Genomic DNA, 17,363 nt, shown 5'->3' on the forward strand with positions numbered 1-17,363 from the left:
CGGCCGTTGAGCCGGCCACACCCCATATAGCACAATGTGGGGCCGGCAGAAATGTTCCTGCTGACGCTCTCCGGCGGAAGCTCTTATGCGCTCAGCCAGACCCGTTCGGCCACGCGATGATCGCTGAGCAGGAAGTTGGGGTTGGGAACGAATCCCTTCACCTCCAGGCGCGCCGCGTCGATCCAACTGGCGAAGGCCGGGATGATGGTCGGGCACTCGTCATGGATCATCTGCTGCAGCTCGAAATAGACGTCGCGGCGTTCGCCGGATCGGCCAATGAGCGCGACTCCGTCAGCCGTCTGTCGAAGCTGTCGTTCTTCCAATGCGTTTCGTTCCACGGCGCGCCCGAGGCGTAGACGGAGGAAAACATCATGCTCGCCGATGGCCGCCCGGCCCAGAAGGAAGCCACCCATGGCTTCTTCAGCCACACGTCGCTCCAGTAGCCGTCATCGGGCTCGCGCTTGACATTGATGGTGATGCCGGCGGGCTTGGCCGATTGCGCGAAAAGCTCGGCCGTGTTGACCGCCTGCTCGAACGCCACGGGGGCGGCGTGCAGCTTGAGGGTAAGATCGCTCTTGCCGGCTTTCTTGAGGTGAAAACGGGCCTTGTCCGGATCGTAGGCGCGCTGCGCGATGTTAGGATTGAAGCTCGGATCGCTGGCAGCGATCGGATGGTCGTTGCCGACCCGTCCGAAGCCGGCCATCAGCAGCTTCACCATCTGCTCACGGTCGAGCGCGTGCTTCAGCGCCAGCACGACATCGGGGCTGTTGAACGGCTCCTTCGTGGCGTCCATCGGCAGCGAGAAATGCTGCTTGCCTTCGGTGACCAGCAGATAGGCGCGGGGGTCCTTCTTGAGCAGCGGTGCGATCTTGTAGTCGATGCCGTTGACGATGTGCACCGAGCCGCCTTGAAGAGCCGAGACGCGTGCCGCGGCGTCGTTGATCACGACCGTCTCGACCGTGTCGACATGGCCGCGATCGCTGCGCCAGTAGGTCTCGTTGCGGGCGGCGGTGGCGTGCACGCCGGGCTGGAAGGCGGTGAGCTTGAACGGACCGGTGCCGATCGCTTTCGACCAGTCGGCGAAGCCTGCGGGCACCATGGCGAAATGCAGATCCGACAGCACATAATCCATGTCGGGATTTGGCGATTTGAGCAGGATCTCGACTTGCGTCGGCGAGATGGCCCGCACTTCCGCGACGTCGGCGACCAGCCCTTTGGCCTTCGACTTGGTCTTGTCGCCGATATGCAGGCCCAGCGAGTATTTGACGTCGTCGGCGTCGAACGTCTTGCCGTTGTGAAACTGCACGCCCGGCCTGAGATTGAGGATCCAGCGCATGTTGCCGTCGCTGGCGTCCCAGCTTGCCGCGAGCTCCGGCGCCGGCTTGCCGTCATCGCCGATCTCCACCAGCGTGTTGTAGACCTGGCGCGACACGTTGATGGAAAAAGTGCCGATCAGCTGCGTCGGGTCCAGCGTGTCGGCGGAGCTGCCGCCGTTGAGGCCAAGGCGCAGCGCGCCGCCTTTGCGCGGCGCCTCGGCAAGGCCGCTATGTGGAAACGCCGCCGTGGCGAAGGCAGCCGCAGCGGCCGTCTTGATGAAGCTGCGGCGGTTCATGCTGTCCAGGCTAGAGAAGACGCTTCTGTCGTTCATGTCATTCTCCCATTGGTTCAATAGGCGCCAAGGACTTCGTTGACCATCAGCGGCTGTGGCGGCAGGCGCCGGTCGAGAACCGCGCTCAGCGCGCGCGCCTGCGCGCCGAGTGCTCGCTCGGGAAACAGGTTCCAGTGCTCCCAGGGGTCTTCGCGAAGATCGAACAACTCCCCCCAGGCCGGCTGGTTGGGATAGCGGGTGAACCGCCACTCCTTGGAGATGATCGACTGGTTGTAGAGGCAGGGGTCACGTCGCGGATGATATTCACCGAGAAGGAAGTCGCGGACGTCGGCGACCCGGCCGTCGATCAGCGGCTTGAGATCGGTGCCGTCGGTCGCGGGCGCCGGCAGGCCGAGCAGCGATGCGATGGTCGCGAACAGGTCGAGGTGGCTGGTCAGCGCATCGAGGCTTGTTCCGGCGCGGATGCCTGGACCGCTAAGAACCAGCGGGACCTGCAGCAGTTGTCGGTAGGGCGGTGGCCCCTTGCGCAGCAGCCCGTGGTCGCCGAGCAACTCGCCATGATCGGCGGTAAACAGCACGAAGCTGTCGTCGAGCACGCCAACGTCGTCCAGTGCGACGAGCAGCCGCCCGACGGCATCGTCGATCATCTGGATCATGCCATGCGTGTGGGCGATTGCGATGGCCAGCGTTTCGTCGGAGATATCGTCGGTGCGCAGGAGGAAGCCCTGCTCGCGCGGCTGCTCGCCGGAGGCGATGTAGGGCACTTTGGTCGGATCGTCGCCTTCGCCGAGATAGGCCGGCATCCGCTCCAGCTCGCCCGCCCGGATGGTCGGCGTGGGCATCAGCTCCGGTCGGAATAGGTCGCAATAGGGCAGGGGCGGGGCGAAGGGGTGGTGCGGGTCCGGAAACGAGACGAACAAGCCGAACGGCTCTGCCTGCTTGCCCTGGCGCTCGATGAAGTCGATCGCCCGATCCGCGATCCAACTGGTGTAGTGCAACTCGGGCGGCACCGCGCTTTTCCAGACTTCGTTCAGATCCTGCGCCCGGCTGTCGGGACTGGCGTCGGGCTCGTAGAGGTCCACCACTTCGGGGTGGTTGCGCTTGAGCCAGGCGGCGTAGTGGCCGGCGCGAGTGGCTTCGTTGGCTTCGCCCATGACGAGGTCGACGGCATCGAAGCCGAAATAGGGACCGTGCCAGTCCTCGCAGCCCGGCCTTTCCCAATAGGCAAGCGATTCCGGCATGCCGCGTTCGACGGGCGCGAGCAGTGGCTGAAAGTGCAGCTTTCCGACGCCTTTTGTGGCGTATCCGGCAAGCGACAGCGCCTGCCACAGATTAGGGAGCCGATCGTCGAGCGCCACGCCGTTGCGCCACAATCCGTGATGGCGTGGATAGAGCCCTGTTGCCATGGTCGCTCGGCTTGGCGAGCAAATCTGGTTAGGCGTGAAATGCCGATGGAAGGTTGCGCCGCGCGCGGCGATGCGGTCGATGTTTGCGGTATGGGCGACGCGGTTGCCGGTGACCGAGAGCGCGTCGTAGCGCATCTGGTCGGCACAGATGAAGATGACATTGGCTCGCTTCACGACGGCTCCGTCCGTTTCTGCCAAGCTTGCAGCTAGGGCCCGAAACGCAGCGAAATCAAAGATCAAGATTTTGGTCCGGTATGTGCTAATCCTATACCGGGAGGAAGAGATGCGTTTTTCCGGGCTCAGCGTTCGTCAACTGGAGGCCTTCGAGGCAACGATGGTGGCCGGCTCCGTGTCGGGCGCTGCGATCGCGCTCAACGTCTCGCAGCCGAGCGTCAGCCGGCTGCTGCAGGAGCTGGAGATCGACACCGGCCTCAGCCTGTTCGATCGATCGCACGGTCGGCTGGTTCCGACCGAGCAGGGCCTGCTGTTCTACGGCGAGGTCGGCAAGACGTTTCATGGCGCGCGCAATCTGATCATGGCGGCGCAGGAGATCAGGGAACTGAAGCGCGGCGTCGTGCGCATCGGCACGCTGGCGGCGATGTCCTTCAACATCGTGCCGGAAGCGATCCAGCGGCTTCGGACGCGCTTTCCAGAGGCCAGGACCACCATCGCGGTGCGGAGCTCGACGGAGATCGTCTCCTCCGTCGCCTCGCGCCTGACCGACGTCGGCCTGGTGGACGCGGGCGTTTCCTTCCTGGATGCCAAATGCGTCGCCACTTTCGAGCGCAATAGCGTTTGTGTCATGGACCAGAGGCATCCGCTTGCCGAGAGCGAGCGCGTCCGGTTGGAGGATTTTTCCCGCTATCCGTTCGTGTCGCTGGGCGAGCTCTATTTCCGCCGCAGCCGCGACGGCGCGAGGCTGCTCGAAGTGACCGCGGCCAACACCGTCGCCGACATCTTCCAGTCATTCTTGGCTTGCGCGCTGGTCAGGGGCGGCCGCTCGCTGGCTGTGGTCGATCCGTTCACTGCGGGCTTCTATTCCGAGTTCGGACTGGCACTCAGGCCAATCGAGTTCGACATTCCGTTTCGCATCTCGATCATCGTCAATGATCGGTCGGCGACGGGGGCGGCGGCCGGCAAGGTCATCGAGGCGATGACCGATCTGATCGGCCGTTAATCATCATTGCCGGCCGCCGGTCATGGATGCTTCCTATCGCTGAGCGGCTGATATCGGAAACGGCACCACTTCGGCCTCGGGCCGGGCATAGAGGGCGGTCGCGACCGCCTCGATCACAAGGTCGAGCGCCGCAAGCGCCGTGCGGCTGGTCTCGTCGTCGCCGCGCAGATAATGGCAGGCCCTGTCGAGGTGCAGGTGGGCGGCGGCAAAGTCGCTTTTCATTAGCTTCTCCTTATTGCCCCGCCGTGCAGCGACCATGCGTGAGTCGCTTTACCGACAAGCAAAGATGGGCGGCAGCATTTGAATCGAATTGTACGCGACGTCGAAGCTGCTTGAGAGAGGCGGCCGGCGCCGGAGTTGCCACTCTCTCGCGTTGTGAAGGAGATGTCCGGCAGGGTAGAGGAGGCGCTGTCCCGCCGGCATCCCAGCCCTTGCAGGCACCTCCATCACGGTTAAAAGTGGCCTGCTTTGGAGATAGGTTGAATCGACGTTGGTCCTCCACGGCGCCCCCCCCGTCCTGCCGGACATCGCCCCCACAACGGGAGAGAGTGGCAGTTCCACCGCCGTGCAACCGATGCATGTGCGAAACCGTTGTGGCGAGGATAATCGAGGGGTGCGGCAATTGTCCTTCATGCCCAACCGGCGCCGGCCGGTTTCTCTCGCGCTTGCCGCGGCGGCGCTTGCATCGATGCCGGCCGCCGCCTTCGCCGCCGAAAAAACCGGCATGTCGAGCGAAGGCATCTTCGTTCTCGAAGTCATCTTGCTGCTCGTCGTCGGCCGAGGCATCGGCGAATTGCTGGAGCGCCTCGGCCAGCCGGCGGTGATGGGACAGCTGATCGGCGGCATCCTGCTCGGGCCCTCGCTGCTCGGCTGGCTATGGCCCGCGGCCGAGCGGCTGGTCTTTGCCGGCGATGCCGCGCAGAAGTCGATGATCAACGCCATCGCCCAGTTCGGCGTGCTGATGCTTCTGCTGCTGACCGGCATGGAGACGGACCTGAGGCTGGTGCGCCGCGTCGGCCGCGCCTGCTTTTCCATCTCCGCCACCGGCGTCGCCGTGCCTTTCGCGCTCGGCTTCGTGGCCGCGCAGTTCATGCCGGCCTCGCTGCTTGCCACCGGCAGCGAGCGCATCGTCTCCGGCCTGTTTCTGGGCACCGCGCTTTCGATCTCTTCGGTCAAGATCGTCGCCATGGTGGTGCGCGAGATGAACTTCATGCGCCGCGACCTCGGCCAGATCATCGTCTCCTCGGCCATCATCGAGGACACGATCGGCTGGGTGATCATCGCCATCACCATCGGCATCGCCACGCATGGCCGCATCGAGCTCGCCAGCCTCGCCTTCACGCTCGCCGGCGTCGCCGCCTTCATGGCCTTTTCCTTCACGCTCGGCCGCCGCATCGTCTTCGATGCCATCCGCTGGACCAACGACACCTTCCGCTCGGAATACGCAGTGGTCACCGTCATCCTCGCCATCATGGGCGGCATGGCGCTGGTTACCGACTTGATCGGCGTGCATACGGTGCTTGGTGCCTTCGTCGCCGGCATATTGGTCGGCGAGTCGCCGATCCTGTCGCGTCACATCGAGGGGCAATTGCGCGGCGTGATCACGGCACTCTTCATGCCGGTCTTCTTCGGCGTCGCCGGTCTCTCAGCCGACCTGACAGTGCTCGTCGATCCCGAGCTTGCACTGCTCACCGTGGCGCTGGTGGCGATCGCCAGCCTCGGCAAGTTCGGCGGCGCCTTCATCGGCGCGGAGGTCGCGGGCATGAGCCGCAGCGAGGGCATTGCCGTCGGCTGCGGCATGAATGCGCGAGGCTCGACCGAGGTCATCGTCGCCTCGATCGGTCTGTCGATCGGCGTGATCTCGCACACGCTTTTCACCATGATCGTCACCATGGCCGTCATCACCACCTTGGCCATGCCGCCGACGCTGCGCTGGGCGCTGGGGCGGCTGCCGATGGGGGAGGCGGAAAAGAAAAGGCTGGAGCGCGAGGAGGTCGACCAGCGCGGCTTCATCACCAATCTGGAGCGGCTGCTGGTGGTGGTCGACGAGGGCGTCGTCGGCCGCTTCGCCGCCTACCTCGCCGGTGTCATCGGAGCCGGCAAGCCGACGACCGTGCTCCGTACAAGCGGCGAAAGCGAAGCCGACCCCGTCGAGGCGGCGCATCTGGACGAGATCGAGAAGGGCGCTGAGCAGGGCCGCGAGGCGGCGAAGGAAGCCGACGAGGAGCCTGCGCACGAAGTCCCCCTCACACGCCGCCTGCATGACGCTCCGCTCTCCGCCGAGGCGGTCGCCAAGGAGGCGCGCAAGGGCTACGGCATGCTGCTCATCGGCCTCGGCCGAGCGGTGACGGCGAAGGGCGGCTTCTCGCGCCGGCTGAACGAGGTCGCGGGCGCCTTCGAGGGCCCGCTCTGCCTGGTGCTGAAGCCGGCCGGCGCCGGCCGGCAGATGCCGCGCCTTGGGCCGGGATCCGGCAGGATCCTGGTGCCGGTCAACGGCACGGCGAATGCGCGCCGCGGCGCGGAACTCGCGCTTGCCGTCGCCTCCGTCACCGGCGCGCCGGTCAAGGTCCTCTATGTCGCGCGTCCGGGTCGCGACGAACCGCGCGACACCGTCTCGCATCGCCGCAGGGAGGCTGTGCTGAAGGACATTGTCGCGCTTGCCGACCGTTATGGCGTCGAGATCGAGACTGCCATCCGCTCGAGGGCCGCCGCCGCCGATGCCATTGCCCGTCAGGCGGGCAGGAACGTGGCGCTGATCGTCATGGGCGTGGCGCGGCGGCCCGGCGAGGAGCTCATCTTCGGCGAGACGACGAGCGGCGTGCTGCAGCGCTGCCCATGCCCGGTGATGCTGATCTCCGACGCGCGGCTGCGCCGCGACGACGAGGGCAGGGAGGCGCTGCGTTCGGGAACGGGCACGGGCTGAGGGCAGCTTCGGCCTGACGGTTCCAACAGCTGAGGGCGCGCTTCACTTGCCTTCGAAAAAGCGATGGATCGCGGCGTCCAGCTTGCCGATGAGCTCGGCGTTGCGCGTGCTGCCGGCCCAGATCAGCGCATTGAGCCGCATGTCCTTGTTGAGGAAGTTCACCTTGCGGGATTCCAGCAGATATTGCGCGACTTCGAAGTGGCGTCCCTTGATCGCCTCGATGAGCGCGCTGTTGCGTCCCGTCTTGTCGGCGAGATTGACGTCGGCGCCATGCTCGACCAGCAGCTTGACGATAGCGAGATGCCCGTTCCTTGCGGCTTCGATGAGCGGCGTCCTGCCGTAATAGTCGGCGCGGGCGTCGATATCGATCTGCGGATGCTTCATCAGCGCCCGGATACAGGCGAGGTGACCCCTGGCCGCAGCCAGGCTCAATGGCGTGCTCTTCCATTTGTTTCTGCAGTTCACGTCGACCGCCGGGTGGCCGATCAAGGTTTCGACCACGGCGGTGCGGCCGTTATGCGACGCAAGATGCAGGCTTGACCAGCCGTCTTCATCGGTCTGGTTGATATCCGCGCCCGCCGCGAGCTCCGCGCGCGAGGCTTCGGCATCGCCGCTCTCGGCCGCGACCAGCAGGCGGGACCAATTCCTTGCTTCTGCGGCTTCCAGGCCTGTGTCCACTGCAATATCCCCGACCGCGGATGGCGCCGGCCCGGCCGGCATTCAGATGCAGCGTCTTTCTCTCGCGGAGAGTTTCACACTCGCCGTCGTCGGGCAATGGATTTCGCGTCGGCGGTGCGGGCAACTCGAGGGGAGATGCCGGCAGGGCAGGTCCGAGCATGGATCGCCGGCGCCCCATGCGACGGAGAGGGGCGTCGGCGCTTGATGCGCCGCGACCCTCTGTCGCCTTCGGCGGCATCTCCCCCTCGAGGAGGGAGATTCATCTCGCTATGCCATCTGCAGCCGCTGCCGGCTCGGCTGCGGCGGGAAGGCGATCGCGATGCCGGCGGCGCCCAGGCCGACCAGCGCCGAGCCGATGAACAGCCAGGAATAGCTGGCATAGGCGTCGTAGATCATGCCGCCGGCGAGCGGGCCGAACGACATGCCGAGGCTGGAGAGCATGGTGGCGGCGCCGAACACCGTGCCGATGATGCGCGGCCCGAAATATTCGCGTGCCAGCACCGCATAGAGCGGCATGACGCCGCCGTAGGTGGCGCCGAAGATGACGGCCAGCACGTAGAACTGCTCGAGCCGGCCGACCGCGAGATAGGCGGCGATCACGGCGGCCTGGATGGCAAGGCCGGTGATCAGCACCGGCTTGACCCCCAGCCGGTCGCCGAGCACGCCGTAGAGCAGGCGTCCGCCAAGGCCGGCAAGGCCCTCGACGCTATAGATCGAGACGGCAGCCATCGGCGCAACGCCGCAGGCCATCGCATAGCTGACCATGTGGAAGATCGGCCCCGAATGCGCCGCGCAGCAGGCGAAGAAGGTCATGCCCAGCACCAGGAACTGCGGCGAGCGCAGCGCCTGGCCGACGCTCATGCCGGGGTCGTCGGCGGCACGCGCCGGCATGCCGCTGTCGGCCGCCGCGCCGGCCACCTGCGGCTGGCGTACCAGGAAGACGGCGGGCAGCAGGAGCACCCAGGCCATGACGCCGATGTCGAACATGGCGGTTCGCCAGTCATAGGCCGAGATCAGCCAGCGCGCGAAGGGCGAGATGCTCATCGGCGCCACTCCCATGCCGGCCGAAACCAGCGACACGGCAAGGCTGCGGTTGGTGTCGAACCAGGCGGTGGTGAGCGCGATCATAGGCGCGAAGAACGCGCTGGCCGCCAGCCCGACGATCACGCCGTAGCTGAGCTGGAAGATCAGCAGCGAGCTGGCTCGGCTCGCCACCACCAGCGCCAGCCCGAGCAGCACCGCGCCGGCAAGCACGACGGGGCGGGCACCGACGCGGTCATAGATCGCGCCCCAGGCGAAGCCGCCGACGCCCATCACCAGAAAATTCAGCGTCATGGCGCTGGAAATGCCGGCGCGCGACCAGCCGGTGTCGATCGACATCGGCTCGAGAAAGATCGCCAGCGAGAACATCGCGCCGAGCGCCACACAGGTCATCAGCGCGCCGGCCGCGACGATGACCCAACGATAGGAAGGATTCATGATTTTCTCCCGTGCCCTAAGGCATCCTGTTTGATGCGGCACGGTTTTTCCAGGTCCATCGCGCCGCTTGCGTCCGAAGGACGCCGCTGCGGACACCGATCCTACAATCTGGTTGCATTTTTTATCCGGATTTTTGGGGGATGTTGGCCGATCGCCTTATGCTGGCGTTCCTTCACACCCCCTCTGTCCTGCGGGACTGTCCGATAGGACAGAGGCGGTGCCTCGCGCCGACCGTCTTTAACTGTCAGCAGTCTTCCGCACCCACATTGACCATGTACCAGGCCCTTCTAGATTGAGCCGCAGCAATCGGGAGGAGGCAACACGCCATGCAACTCTATCGCGGCCGGCTCATCGACCACCTTCATCTGGTGGTGCGCGACGTCAAGGCGAGCCGGCGTTTCTACGGCGCGGTGCTCGAGGTGCTGGGCGTCCCGATCGGCGGCGAGGCCGAGGATTATTTCTGGGCGGACGAACTGTTCGTTTCCAGCGCCGATAGCCGCGCGGCCCAGGGCGTGCTCACCGGCCGTCACCATCTCGCCTTCCAGGCCAAGGACCGCGCCATGGTCGACGCCTTCTACCAGGCGGGCCTTGCCGCCGGCGGCAAGGACAACGGCGCGCCGGGCGAGCGCCCCTACCACCCCGGCTACTATGCCGCCTTCCTGCTCGACCCCGACGGCAGCAACATCGAGGCGGTGTTTCATGGCGAGGCGAAGCGCAGCGGGGCGGCCGTGGAGATCAGTTTTTAGCGCGGCGGCGGGCGCCGTTATGCATGCGGACGCTATTCCTTTACCGCGCCCGTCATCGATGAGACGTAGTGCTCGACGAAGAACGAATAAAGCACCACCACCGGCAGCGAGCCGATCAGCGCGCCTGCCATCAGCGCTCCCCATTCATAGACGTCCGAGCGGACGAGCTCGGTGAGCACGCCGACCGGAACCGTCTTCTTCTCCGACGACTGGATGAAGGTCAGCGCGTAGATGAATTCGTTCCAGGAGAGCGTGAAGGCGAAGATGCCGGCAGAGATCAGGCCCGGCACCGACAGCGGCAGCACGATCTTGGTCAGGATCTGCCAGCGGGTGGCGCCGTCGATAAGCGCGCATTCCTCCAATTCGAAGGGGATCGAACGGAAGTAGCCCATCAACAGCCAGGTGCAGAACGGGATCAGGAAGGTCGGGTAGGTGAGGATCAGCGCGAAGGGCGTGTCGTAGAGACCGAGGTTGAACACCATCACCGACAGCGGGATGAACAGGATCGAGGGCGGCACCAGATAGGCGAGGAAGACGGCAAGGCCGACTTGGCGGGCGCCGGAGAACCGCAGCCGCTCGATCGCGTAGGCGGCGAGCACCGCAGCCGCCAGCGACAGGAAGGTGGCCGCCGTCGATATGATCACCGTGTTGAGCAGCCAGCCGGGGTAGGAGGTTTCCAGGAGCAAATAGCGTATGTGCTCCAGCGTCGGATGCACGACCCAGAACGGATTGTAGTTCACATAATCGGTCATCTCGACATTGGGCTTAACCGCCGTGATCGTCATCCAATAGAATGGAAACAGCAGCACGATGAGAAACACCAGCAGCGGCAGATAGACCGTGACCACCCGGCGCGGCAGGCTCTGCAGGTAGCCCATGCCGCCTTCGTCGGTGTCCAGGCGCTCGACTTCTCTGATCGCGGCCATATCAGTCTCCGCCGCCTTGCTGCCACCTGCGCCGTTGCAGGCCGAAATAGCTGAACAGGATCGCCGCCAGCAGGAAGGGGATCATGGCGACCGCGATTGCCGCGCCTTCGCCGAGCTGGCCGCCGGCAATGCCGCGCTGGAAGGACAAGGTCGCCATCAGGTGGGTGGCGTTCACCGGCCCGCCGCGGGTCAGCACATAGATCAGCTGGAAATCGGTGAAGGTGAAGAGCACCGAGAAGGTCATGGTGATGGCGATGATGGGCGTCAAAAGCGGCAGCGTCACATGGCGAAACAACTGCCAGCGGCTGGCGCCGTCCAGCGTGGCGGCTTCATAGAGCGACTGCGGGATGGTCTGCAGGCCGGCAAGCAGCGTGATGGCGACGAACGGGATGCCGCGCCAGACATTGGCCGCGATGACGGAAGCGCGCGCGTTGGTCGGATCGCCAAGGAAGTTGATGCGGTGGTCGATCAGCCCCATCTGCTGCAGCGCCCAGGACAGGATCGAGAACTGCGAATCGTAGATCCACCAGAAGGCGATGGCCGACAGCACCGTAGGCACCACCCAGGGCAGCAGCACCACCGCGCGGAAGAACGACTTGAAGGGCAGCTTCTCGTTGAGGATGAGAGCCAGCCAGAGGCCGAGCACGAATTTCAGGATCGAAGCGCTGACCGTGTAGAGCACGGTGTTGAAGACCGACAGCCAGAACACGCTGTCGCTCCAGAGATATTCATAGTTCTCGACACCGATATAGATGCCGGGCCGGCCGATGCGTGTGTCGGTGAAGCCAAGCCAGACGCCGAGTCCCAGCGGATAGGTGAGAAAGACCAGGAGCAGCGCCGCCGCCGGCAGCATGAAGCCGAGACCAAGAGTGTTCCGGCTCTCGGCAAGTCGCGAAAGCATCGACGGACGCCGCTGAACGGCAACGGATGACACGGCCATGGGCGCGGATTCCTCGCAACATGCGGTGGAGTGGTGGTGGCCGCGTGGTCCTTCCGTGCCCCGGAAGATCCCGACGCGGCCACCCTTGCTTCAGGTGCCCGGCAGGATCAGACGCGATAATAGCGGTTGGCGCGCTTTTCGGCCTCTTCCATCGCCTCTTGCGGCGTCGCCTGTCCCGTCACCGCCTTGGCGAACATGTCGACCAGCACATAATCGGCCATGGTCGCGGCCGAGGCATAGCCGAGCGGCCCGGCATAGCCGTTGGGTCGCAGCGTCGCCGAGGCTTTCGCGTAAGCGGCATTGTTCGGGTCGGCCTTCCACACCGGATTGTTGTCGAAAGCCTTCAGCGTCTGGCAGCAATAGCCGGCCGACGACGTGATCCAGTCCGACATCTGCGGGTCCTCGAACATGAACTGCAGATAGGCTTTGGCCGCGTTGGGGTAGGGCGTGTAGTTGAAGATGACGGCCGTGGTCACCTGGAACAGCTCGACCGATTTCCCGACCGGACCGATCGGCAGATTGGTGGTGCGGATGTCCTTGGCTATCTCGGCCAGCTTCGGGTCATTGTCCTTGTTGACCTTGGCGGTGTTGTAGGCCGAGATGCCGTTGGCGATCACGCTTATTTCGCCGGCCAGGAAGGCGCGGTTGTTGTTGACGTCGAGCCAGCTTTCCGTGCCGGGGATGAAGGTCTTGTAGAGCTCCTGCGCATACTGGATCGCCTTCAGCGTCTCGGGGCTGTTGATCGTCACCTTGCCGGCTTCGTCGACCATTTGGCCGCCATGGCTCCATAGCAGCCAATGCGCATAGTTGTTGCCGTCGCCGACGCCGTGGCCATGGGTGAACCCGGCGGGATGGCCCTTTGCCTTGAGCGCCTTGCACAGCTCGAGGAAACCCGCCGTGTCCTTCGGGAATTCCGAGAAGCCGGCCTCCTTCACCCAGCTTTCGCGATAGACGATGGCGTTGCCGATGGTGGCGAGCGGCAGGCCGAGGAACTTGCCCTCGCGCGTCGCATACTGCTTCGGGCCGTCGTGCCAGCCGCCATATTTCTTGCCGAGATGGTCGCCGAGTTCGGTCACGTCGAGCAGCTTGTCGGGATATTGGTGCGGGTCGTCGAACCAGACGAACATCAGGTCGGGACCGGAGCCGACATTGGCGGCGACGGCCGCCTTGGGCCGGATGTCTTCCCAGCTCTCCTTGTCGACGCGCACCTCCACGCCCGTCGCCTCGGTGAACCGCTTGGTATTCTTCAGCCATTGGTCCTCGTCGCCCTGCACGAAAGGCGACCAGCGCAGCAGCCGGAGCTTGGCGCCTTCCTCCGGCTTGTAGGTGAGGCCCTCCTGGGCGAAGGCGCTCGAGCCGACGAAGCGGCTGCCCAAGGCTCCGGCGGCCGCGCCGGCGGTCGTGCGGATCACGTCGCGTCTGGTGAACTTCATGCTCGTCTCCTCCTGTGGGTTTCCTCGTTGCGTGGTCTATGGCGCCGCTTCGATCCGCTGGCCCGTTTTGCCGTGAAACAGATGAATGGGTCCGGGTTCGACCGACAGCCGGATGGTTTCTCCCGGCGCGAAGGAATGGCGTTCGCGGAAATTGGCGACGATATCCTCTCCGCCCGCCGTCCGGCCGATGATCTGCACTTCCGAGCCGGTCGGCTCGATCACCACCACGGTGACCGGAATGCCGTCCTCGGCCAGCCGCAGATGCTCGGGCCGAACGCCGAGCACGACGGCTTCGCCGCTGCCGATCGCGGGTGGTTTCGACAGAGGCACGGAGATGCCACCCGCGCCCCGGAACGACGACGGCGCGCCGTCATTGGCGAATGTGCCCTTGAGCAGGTTCATGGCCGGCGAGCCGATGAAGCTCGCGACGAAGAGGTTGTTCGGCCGGTCGTAGAGCTCGAGCGGCGGCCCGATTTGCTCGACGAGGCCGTCATGCATGACGACGATCTTGTCGGCCATGGTCATGGCCTCGATCTGATCGTGCGTGACATAGATCGTCGTCGTCTTCAGCCGCTGGTGCAGTTCCTTGATCTCGGCCCGCATCTGGACCCTCAGCTTGGCGTCAAGGTTGCTGAGCGGCTCGTCGAACAAAAACACCTGCGGATTGCGCACGATCGCCCGGCCCATGGCGACGCGCTGCCGCTGGCCGCCCGAAAGCTGGCGCGGATAACGCGACAGAAGCGGCACCAGCCCGAGGATCTCGGCCGCCCGCTTCACCCCGGCATCGCTCTCCGCCTTGGCCACTCCCTTCAGCATGAGCGAGAACGCCATGTTCTCGGCAACGGTCATGTGCGGATAGAGCGCGTAGTTCTGGAAGACCATGGCCACGTCGCGCTCCTTCGGCGCAACATCGTTGACGACACGGCTGCCGATCGAAATATGGCCGCGGGAGATTTTTTCCAGCCCGGCAATCATCCGCAGAAGCGTCGATTTTCCGCATCCCGACGGCCCGACCAGCGTGACGAACTCGCCGTCCTCTATGTCGACGCTGACGCCGTGCAGGATCTGGGTGGCTCCGAACGACTTGTAGACATCGCCAATCGCGACAGACGCCATCGAACTCCTCCCGATGGTCCCTGCGGGTTTCGCGGGGAGCCGTTTCCAATCAAGGTGTGGCTGAAACGGATGCCGGCAAGCATCCACCACTGGCGTCGGCGACGTTTGCCCCAGCTCCCCCCGGGTCACGCGACTGTGAAACGGTAGCGCTACCAAACCCGCCTGTAAAGCTGCGGCGCATGCCCTTAGACTTTCGTCTCAAAGGACAAATGAGCCAAGCCTGCCGTGAGCTAAGTCGATCCAGGGCCGTGCCGCGTGGCCGCCGATCAGTCGCTGAAGAGGGCTGAATGCGCATTAGCAAGTACTAAGGTGTAGATTTCAACCTAGCCGAGAAAGAGCCGACAGTGCCCGTTTCCGCGCAGACGGGATTGGCAGCTGTCCCATTCGAGATGCGGCAATGCTGATAGCGGTGCTTCCGGTGTGGCCCTGCTGCCACCGCGGGAAGGGCGCGGCCGCTCCTTGGCCGTGTTCACCCGCCGATCAGAAACGCCGCAATCAGCTTCTGCAAGTTCCCGCCCGGACCGAACTCGACCTTGTCGAAGTCGCGGCTGGCCCGGCGCTGCGCCTTGGAAAGCTGGTCGAGATAATTCGTCAGCTCCGCCCTGATCTTGGTGCAGCCGGGGTCGTCGGCAACGGTGAGGCCGGTGCTGAAGGCGACGATCTTGTCCACCATGTCGACGATGCCGGCGCCGTGGACCTTCTCGTGTGCGGCGAGGCCGGCGGCAAACGCGTCCCACCGCGCCTGCACGGCGGGGGCAAGTTTTGCGGCGGGCTTCGGCAACGTGTAGGTGATGATCAGCTTCGGGCGAGCGGTCTTCAGCACGCAGGCGTCGCCTTCAGTCTGATAATCGCGCTGCCAGGTCAGCTTGAAGTTGGTCTGCGCGATTGCCCGCCGCCCGTTGTCGGCCGAGTCCCTGCCGATCACAGGGCCTTTCTCGCCGATCGAGACATAGAGCGCCTCCACGCTTTGTCCTGAGATCGCATAGGTCTCGACCATCTCGCTCGGCTTCCATTGGGCGAGGGCGGGTGAGGAGAGGAGCAGGGCGGAAAGCAGCAAGACGGATTTCATGAGGACTCGGCAGAATTCCGGGACGAGCCTCCGTGCATAGCGGTTGTCGGGGCAAGAGCAAAGACGGCGCGGCGCTTTCTCCCACAAGGCGGAGACAACGCCGTCGGAACCCGCTCCACCCGTCCGCCGTTTCCTTGTCATCGTTCCGCCCCAGGGAGACAAGGATGACCCGCAACGAGATCATTTCCGTTCTTGGCCCTGTCGACGAGGCCGTCATCGCCGACGTCGCGCTCACCGGCGCCAGCCTCGAGGAATTGCGCGAGGCCTTCGCCTGGATCGGCGCCGACGAGGCGCTGATGAACGAGGGTCGCGCGATGCCGGGCGCCAGGGTAGCGCGGCTGATCGAGATTCTAGAGCCGCCCGAGGACGAGGCCGAAGCGCCGAGCGGGACGGAGTAGAGCGCGATCCTGATCTCGCCTCTCGACGGCCCTCGACGGGGAGATGGCCGCGAAGCCGCCTGAGGGGTCCTCTCACGCAGATAGCGACGTTGTATTCCTCCGCGCAACGCGCCGGCACTTCACGCGCAGCGATCCCTCCATCGCCGTCGGTGGCAGATATTTCGCTCGGTGCACCCCCGCAAGGCCAGGTGATTTCCCCTACTTGCTCCTCCGACACCTCGGGCATAGCTTCTTCTCGCCTTGGGGGAGGAGGCTGCCTTGGATACCAATGTCGTCATTGTCGGCGCGGGACCGGCGGGGCTGGCTGTCGGGGCCTGCCTGAAGCGGGCCGGAGTCGATTTCATCATCCTCGAAAAGGCGAGCGAGCTGGCGCCGGCCTGGCGGCGGCATTACCGGCGGCTGCACCTACACACGGTGAAGTCCTTCTCGTCACTGCCTTTCCTGCCGTTCCCGAAAAGCCACCCACGCTACGTTCCGCGTGAAAAAGTGGTCGCCTATCTCGATGCCTATGCCGCGCGTTTCAGCCTGGAGCCGCGCTTCGGCGTCACGGTGAAATCGATCCGCCGGGCGGGCGAAAAAATCGTGGTCGAGACCGATGCTGGCCCTTTCAACGCCCGCAAGATCGTCATCGCCACCGGCAACAACGCAGAGCCGATAACGCCGGCCTTTGCCGGCATCGAAACCTTCAAGGGAGAGGTGCTGCACAGCGCCGCCTACACCGAGGCCACGCCCTATACGGCCAAGAACGTGCTGGTCGTCGGCATGGGCAACACCGGCGCAGAGATCGCGCTCGACCTTGCCGAGAGCGGCGCGCATCCGACGATCTCGGTGCGCAAGGGCGTCCACATCGTGCCGCGCCAGCTCTTCGGCGTGCCGATCCAGATGGTCGGCATCGCCAGCCGGCCGATGCCGCGGGCGCTGAACGACTGGATGTTCCCGAAAATCCTCGACCTTGCGCTGGGCAGGCTGGAGCGATACGGCATCGTCAGGCCGAAGGAAGGCATCCTCAAGCAGATCGACGCCGGCCGCATTCCGGTCATCGATGTCGGAACTGTAGCAGCGATCAAGGCGGGCACGATCGGCATTCTCCCCGATATCGTCCGCTTCACCGAGGACGGCGCAACATTCGCCGGCGGGCAGGAGCAAAACTTCGACGCCGTAATCTTCGCCACGGGCTACCGTCCTGGCTATCACGGCATCCTGCCGGCGGAGCTGCGGCCGGGGAAGAGTGGAGTGAATCCACGCGCGACGGCGCTGGGTGTCTACCTCGTCGGCTTCTACAATCCGGTCACCGGCCTGCTGCGCGAGATCGGCATCGAGGCGCAGGCGGTGGCGAGGGATATCGCGGGGTGAGGCGTGGCGGAACTGCCGATCTCCCCCTTGAGGGCAGGGGAATCGCAGATAAGTTGATTGGCTATTGCCAAGCCGGAAAGAAAGGATTCTTGAGAGGCTTTCTCGTAGCA

16 protein-coding genes are annotated in these 17,363 nt (G+C 64.9%); 5 read left to right on the forward strand and 11 right to left on the reverse strand.

From position 1 onward, the window contains the following. Nucleotides 1-83 precede the first annotated feature (83 nt). From P9228_RS27600 to P9228_RS27610, 3 genes are read right to left on the reverse strand one after another with little or no spacing between them, the layout of a single operon-like run. Nucleotides 84-230: a hypothetical protein gene (locus tag P9228_RS27600; protein WP_278056621.1), complete on the reverse strand. Its 147-nt coding sequence runs from the start codon at nt 228-230 to the stop codon at nt 84-86. Next, nucleotides 227-1,648, reverse strand: coding sequence for an ABC transporter substrate-binding protein (locus P9228_RS27605; RefSeq protein ID WP_278056622.1), 1,422 nt, complete (start codon nt 1,646-1,648; stop codon nt 227-229). The genes P9228_RS27600 and P9228_RS27605 overlap by 4 nt, the downstream gene beginning before the upstream one ends. A 17-nt stretch (nt 1,649-1,665) precedes the next feature. Beyond that, nucleotides 1,666-3,189, reverse strand: a complete 1,524-nt coding sequence (locus P9228_RS27610; RefSeq protein ID WP_278056624.1) for a sulfatase-like hydrolase/transferase — start codon at nt 3,187-3,189, stop codon at nt 1,666-1,668. 109 nt (nt 3,190-3,298) lie between these two features. On the opposite strand from P9228_RS27610, the gene P9228_RS27615 reads away from it, so the two are divergent. Then, on the forward strand, nt 3,299-4,192 hold the full coding sequence (locus P9228_RS27615) for a LysR substrate-binding domain-containing protein (RefSeq protein WP_164747298.1): 894 nt from the start codon (nt 3,299-3,301) through the stop codon (nt 4,190-4,192). A 33-nt stretch (nt 4,193-4,225) separates the two neighbouring features. On the opposite strand, the gene P9228_RS27620 is transcribed toward P9228_RS27615, so the two are convergent. Continuing rightward, the gene (locus tag P9228_RS27620) at nt 4,226-4,414 is read right to left on the reverse strand and encodes a hypothetical protein (RefSeq protein ID WP_067322650.1); all 189 of its coding nucleotides are present in this window, start codon (nt 4,412-4,414) and stop codon (nt 4,226-4,228) included. Nucleotides 4,415-4,805: 391 nt separating this feature from the next. On the opposite strand from P9228_RS27620, the gene P9228_RS27625 reads away from it, so the two are divergent. Then, nucleotides 4,806-7,115: a cation:proton antiporter gene (locus tag P9228_RS27625; protein WP_278056625.1), complete on the forward strand. Its 2,310-nt coding sequence runs from the start codon at nt 4,806-4,808 to the stop codon at nt 7,113-7,115. Between the two features lie 42 nt (nt 7,116-7,157). On the opposite strand, the gene P9228_RS27630 is transcribed toward P9228_RS27625, so the two are convergent. Together P9228_RS27630 and P9228_RS27635 are read right to left on the reverse strand one after the other, a co-directional pair. Continuing rightward, nucleotides 7,158-7,793 carry an ankyrin repeat domain-containing protein gene (locus P9228_RS27630; RefSeq protein WP_278056626.1) on the reverse strand — a complete coding sequence of 212 codons (636 nt, stop codon included), beginning with the start codon at nt 7,791-7,793 and terminating at the stop codon, nt 7,158-7,160. 267 nt (nt 7,794-8,060) lie between these two features. After that, nucleotides 8,061-9,272, reverse strand: a complete 1,212-nt coding sequence (locus P9228_RS27635; RefSeq protein WP_278056628.1) for an MFS transporter — start codon at nt 9,270-9,272, stop codon at nt 8,061-8,063. Nucleotides 9,273-9,598: 326 nt separating this feature from the next. On the opposite strand from P9228_RS27635, the gene P9228_RS27640 reads away from it, so the two are divergent. Further along, on the forward strand, nt 9,599-10,018 hold the full coding sequence (locus P9228_RS27640) for a VOC family protein (protein WP_095824539.1): 420 nt from the start codon (nt 9,599-9,601) through the stop codon (nt 10,016-10,018). Nucleotides 10,019-10,050: 32 nt separating this feature from the next. On the opposite strand, the gene P9228_RS27645 is transcribed toward P9228_RS27640, so the two are convergent. The 5 genes from P9228_RS27645 to P9228_RS27665 form a co-directional block, all read right to left on the reverse strand. After that, nucleotides 10,051-10,944, reverse strand: coding sequence for a carbohydrate ABC transporter permease (locus P9228_RS27645; protein ID WP_067001185.1), 894 nt, complete (start codon nt 10,942-10,944; stop codon nt 10,051-10,053). A 1-nt stretch (nt 10,945) separates the two neighbouring features. Further along, entirely contained in the window at nt 10,946-11,884 is a 939-nt protein-coding gene (locus P9228_RS27650) for a sugar ABC transporter permease (protein WP_095801403.1), read from the reverse strand. 107 nt (nt 11,885-11,991) lie between these two features. Then, a complete protein-coding gene (locus P9228_RS27655; protein ID WP_095801402.1) occupies nt 11,992-13,317 on the reverse strand; it encodes an ABC transporter substrate-binding protein in 1,326 nt (441 codons plus the stop codon). A 36-nt stretch (nt 13,318-13,353) separates the two neighbouring features. Further along, complete coding sequence (gene ugpC / locus P9228_RS27660; protein ID WP_278056633.1) at nt 13,354-14,433, reverse strand: sn-glycerol-3-phosphate ABC transporter ATP-binding protein UgpC; 1,080 nt, start codon at nt 14,431-14,433, stop codon at nt 13,354-13,356. A 469-nt stretch (nt 14,434-14,902) separates the two neighbouring features. Then, nucleotides 14,903-15,502 carry a DUF922 domain-containing protein gene (locus P9228_RS27665; RefSeq protein WP_278056634.1) on the reverse strand — a complete coding sequence of 200 codons (600 nt, stop codon included), beginning with the start codon at nt 15,500-15,502 and terminating at the stop codon, nt 14,903-14,905. 164 nt (nt 15,503-15,666) lie between these two features. Between P9228_RS27665 and P9228_RS27670 the strand changes: the two genes are divergently transcribed. Both P9228_RS27670 and P9228_RS27675 read left to right on the forward strand, forming a co-directional pair. Further along, nucleotides 15,667-15,900, forward strand: coding sequence for a hypothetical protein (locus P9228_RS27670; protein WP_067001193.1), 234 nt, complete (start codon nt 15,667-15,669; stop codon nt 15,898-15,900). 258 nt (nt 15,901-16,158) lie between these two features. After that, on the forward strand, nt 16,159-17,253 hold the full coding sequence (locus P9228_RS27675) for an NAD(P)/FAD-dependent oxidoreductase (protein WP_127323922.1): 1,095 nt from the start codon (nt 16,159-16,161) through the stop codon (nt 17,251-17,253). The last annotated feature ends 110 nt before the right edge of the window (nt 17,254-17,363 follow it).

This window comes from Mesorhizobium sp. WSM4898, assembly GCF_029625845.1.
Taxonomy (GTDB): domain Bacteria; phylum Pseudomonadota; class Alphaproteobacteria; order Rhizobiales; family Rhizobiaceae; genus Mesorhizobium.

Coding starts and splice junctions, on each gene's coding strand:
- P9228_RS27600 (WP_278056621.1), bottom strand. CDS start 230: ATGATCCATGACGAGTGCCCGACCATCATCCCGGCCTTCGCCAGTTGG.
- P9228_RS27605 (WP_278056622.1), bottom strand. CDS start 1,648: ATGAACGACAGAAGCGTCTTCTCTAGCCTGGACAGCATGAACCGCCGC.
- P9228_RS27615 (WP_164747298.1), top strand. CDS start 3,299: ATGCGTTTTTCCGGGCTCAGCGTTCGTCAACTGGAGGCCTTCGAGGCA.
- P9228_RS27620 (WP_067322650.1), bottom strand. CDS start 4,414: ATGAAAAGCGACTTTGCCGCCGCCCACCTGCACCTCGACAGGGCCTGC.
- P9228_RS27635 (WP_278056628.1), bottom strand. CDS start 9,272: ATGAATCCTTCCTATCGTTGGGTCATCGTCGCGGCCGGCGCGCTGATG.
- P9228_RS27640 (WP_095824539.1), top strand. CDS start 9,599: ATGCAACTCTATCGCGGCCGGCTCATCGACCACCTTCATCTGGTGGTG.
- P9228_RS27645 (WP_067001185.1), bottom strand. CDS start 10,944: ATGGCCGCGATCAGAGAAGTCGAGCGCCTGGACACCGACGAAGGCGGC.
- P9228_RS27650 (WP_095801403.1), bottom strand. CDS start 11,884: ATGGCCGTGTCATCCGTTGCCGTTCAGCGGCGTCCGTCGATGCTTTCG.
- P9228_RS27655 (WP_095801402.1), bottom strand. CDS start 13,317: ATGAAGTTCACCAGACGCGACGTGATCCGCACGACCGCCGGCGCGGCC.
- ugpC (WP_278056633.1), bottom strand. CDS start 14,433: ATGGCGTCTGTCGCGATTGGCGATGTCTACAAGTCGTTCGGAGCCACC.
- P9228_RS27665 (WP_278056634.1), bottom strand. CDS start 15,502: ATGAAATCCGTCTTGCTGCTTTCCGCCCTGCTCCTCTCCTCACCCGCC.
- P9228_RS27670 (WP_067001193.1), top strand. CDS start 15,667: ATGACCCGCAACGAGATCATTTCCGTTCTTGGCCCTGTCGACGAGGCC.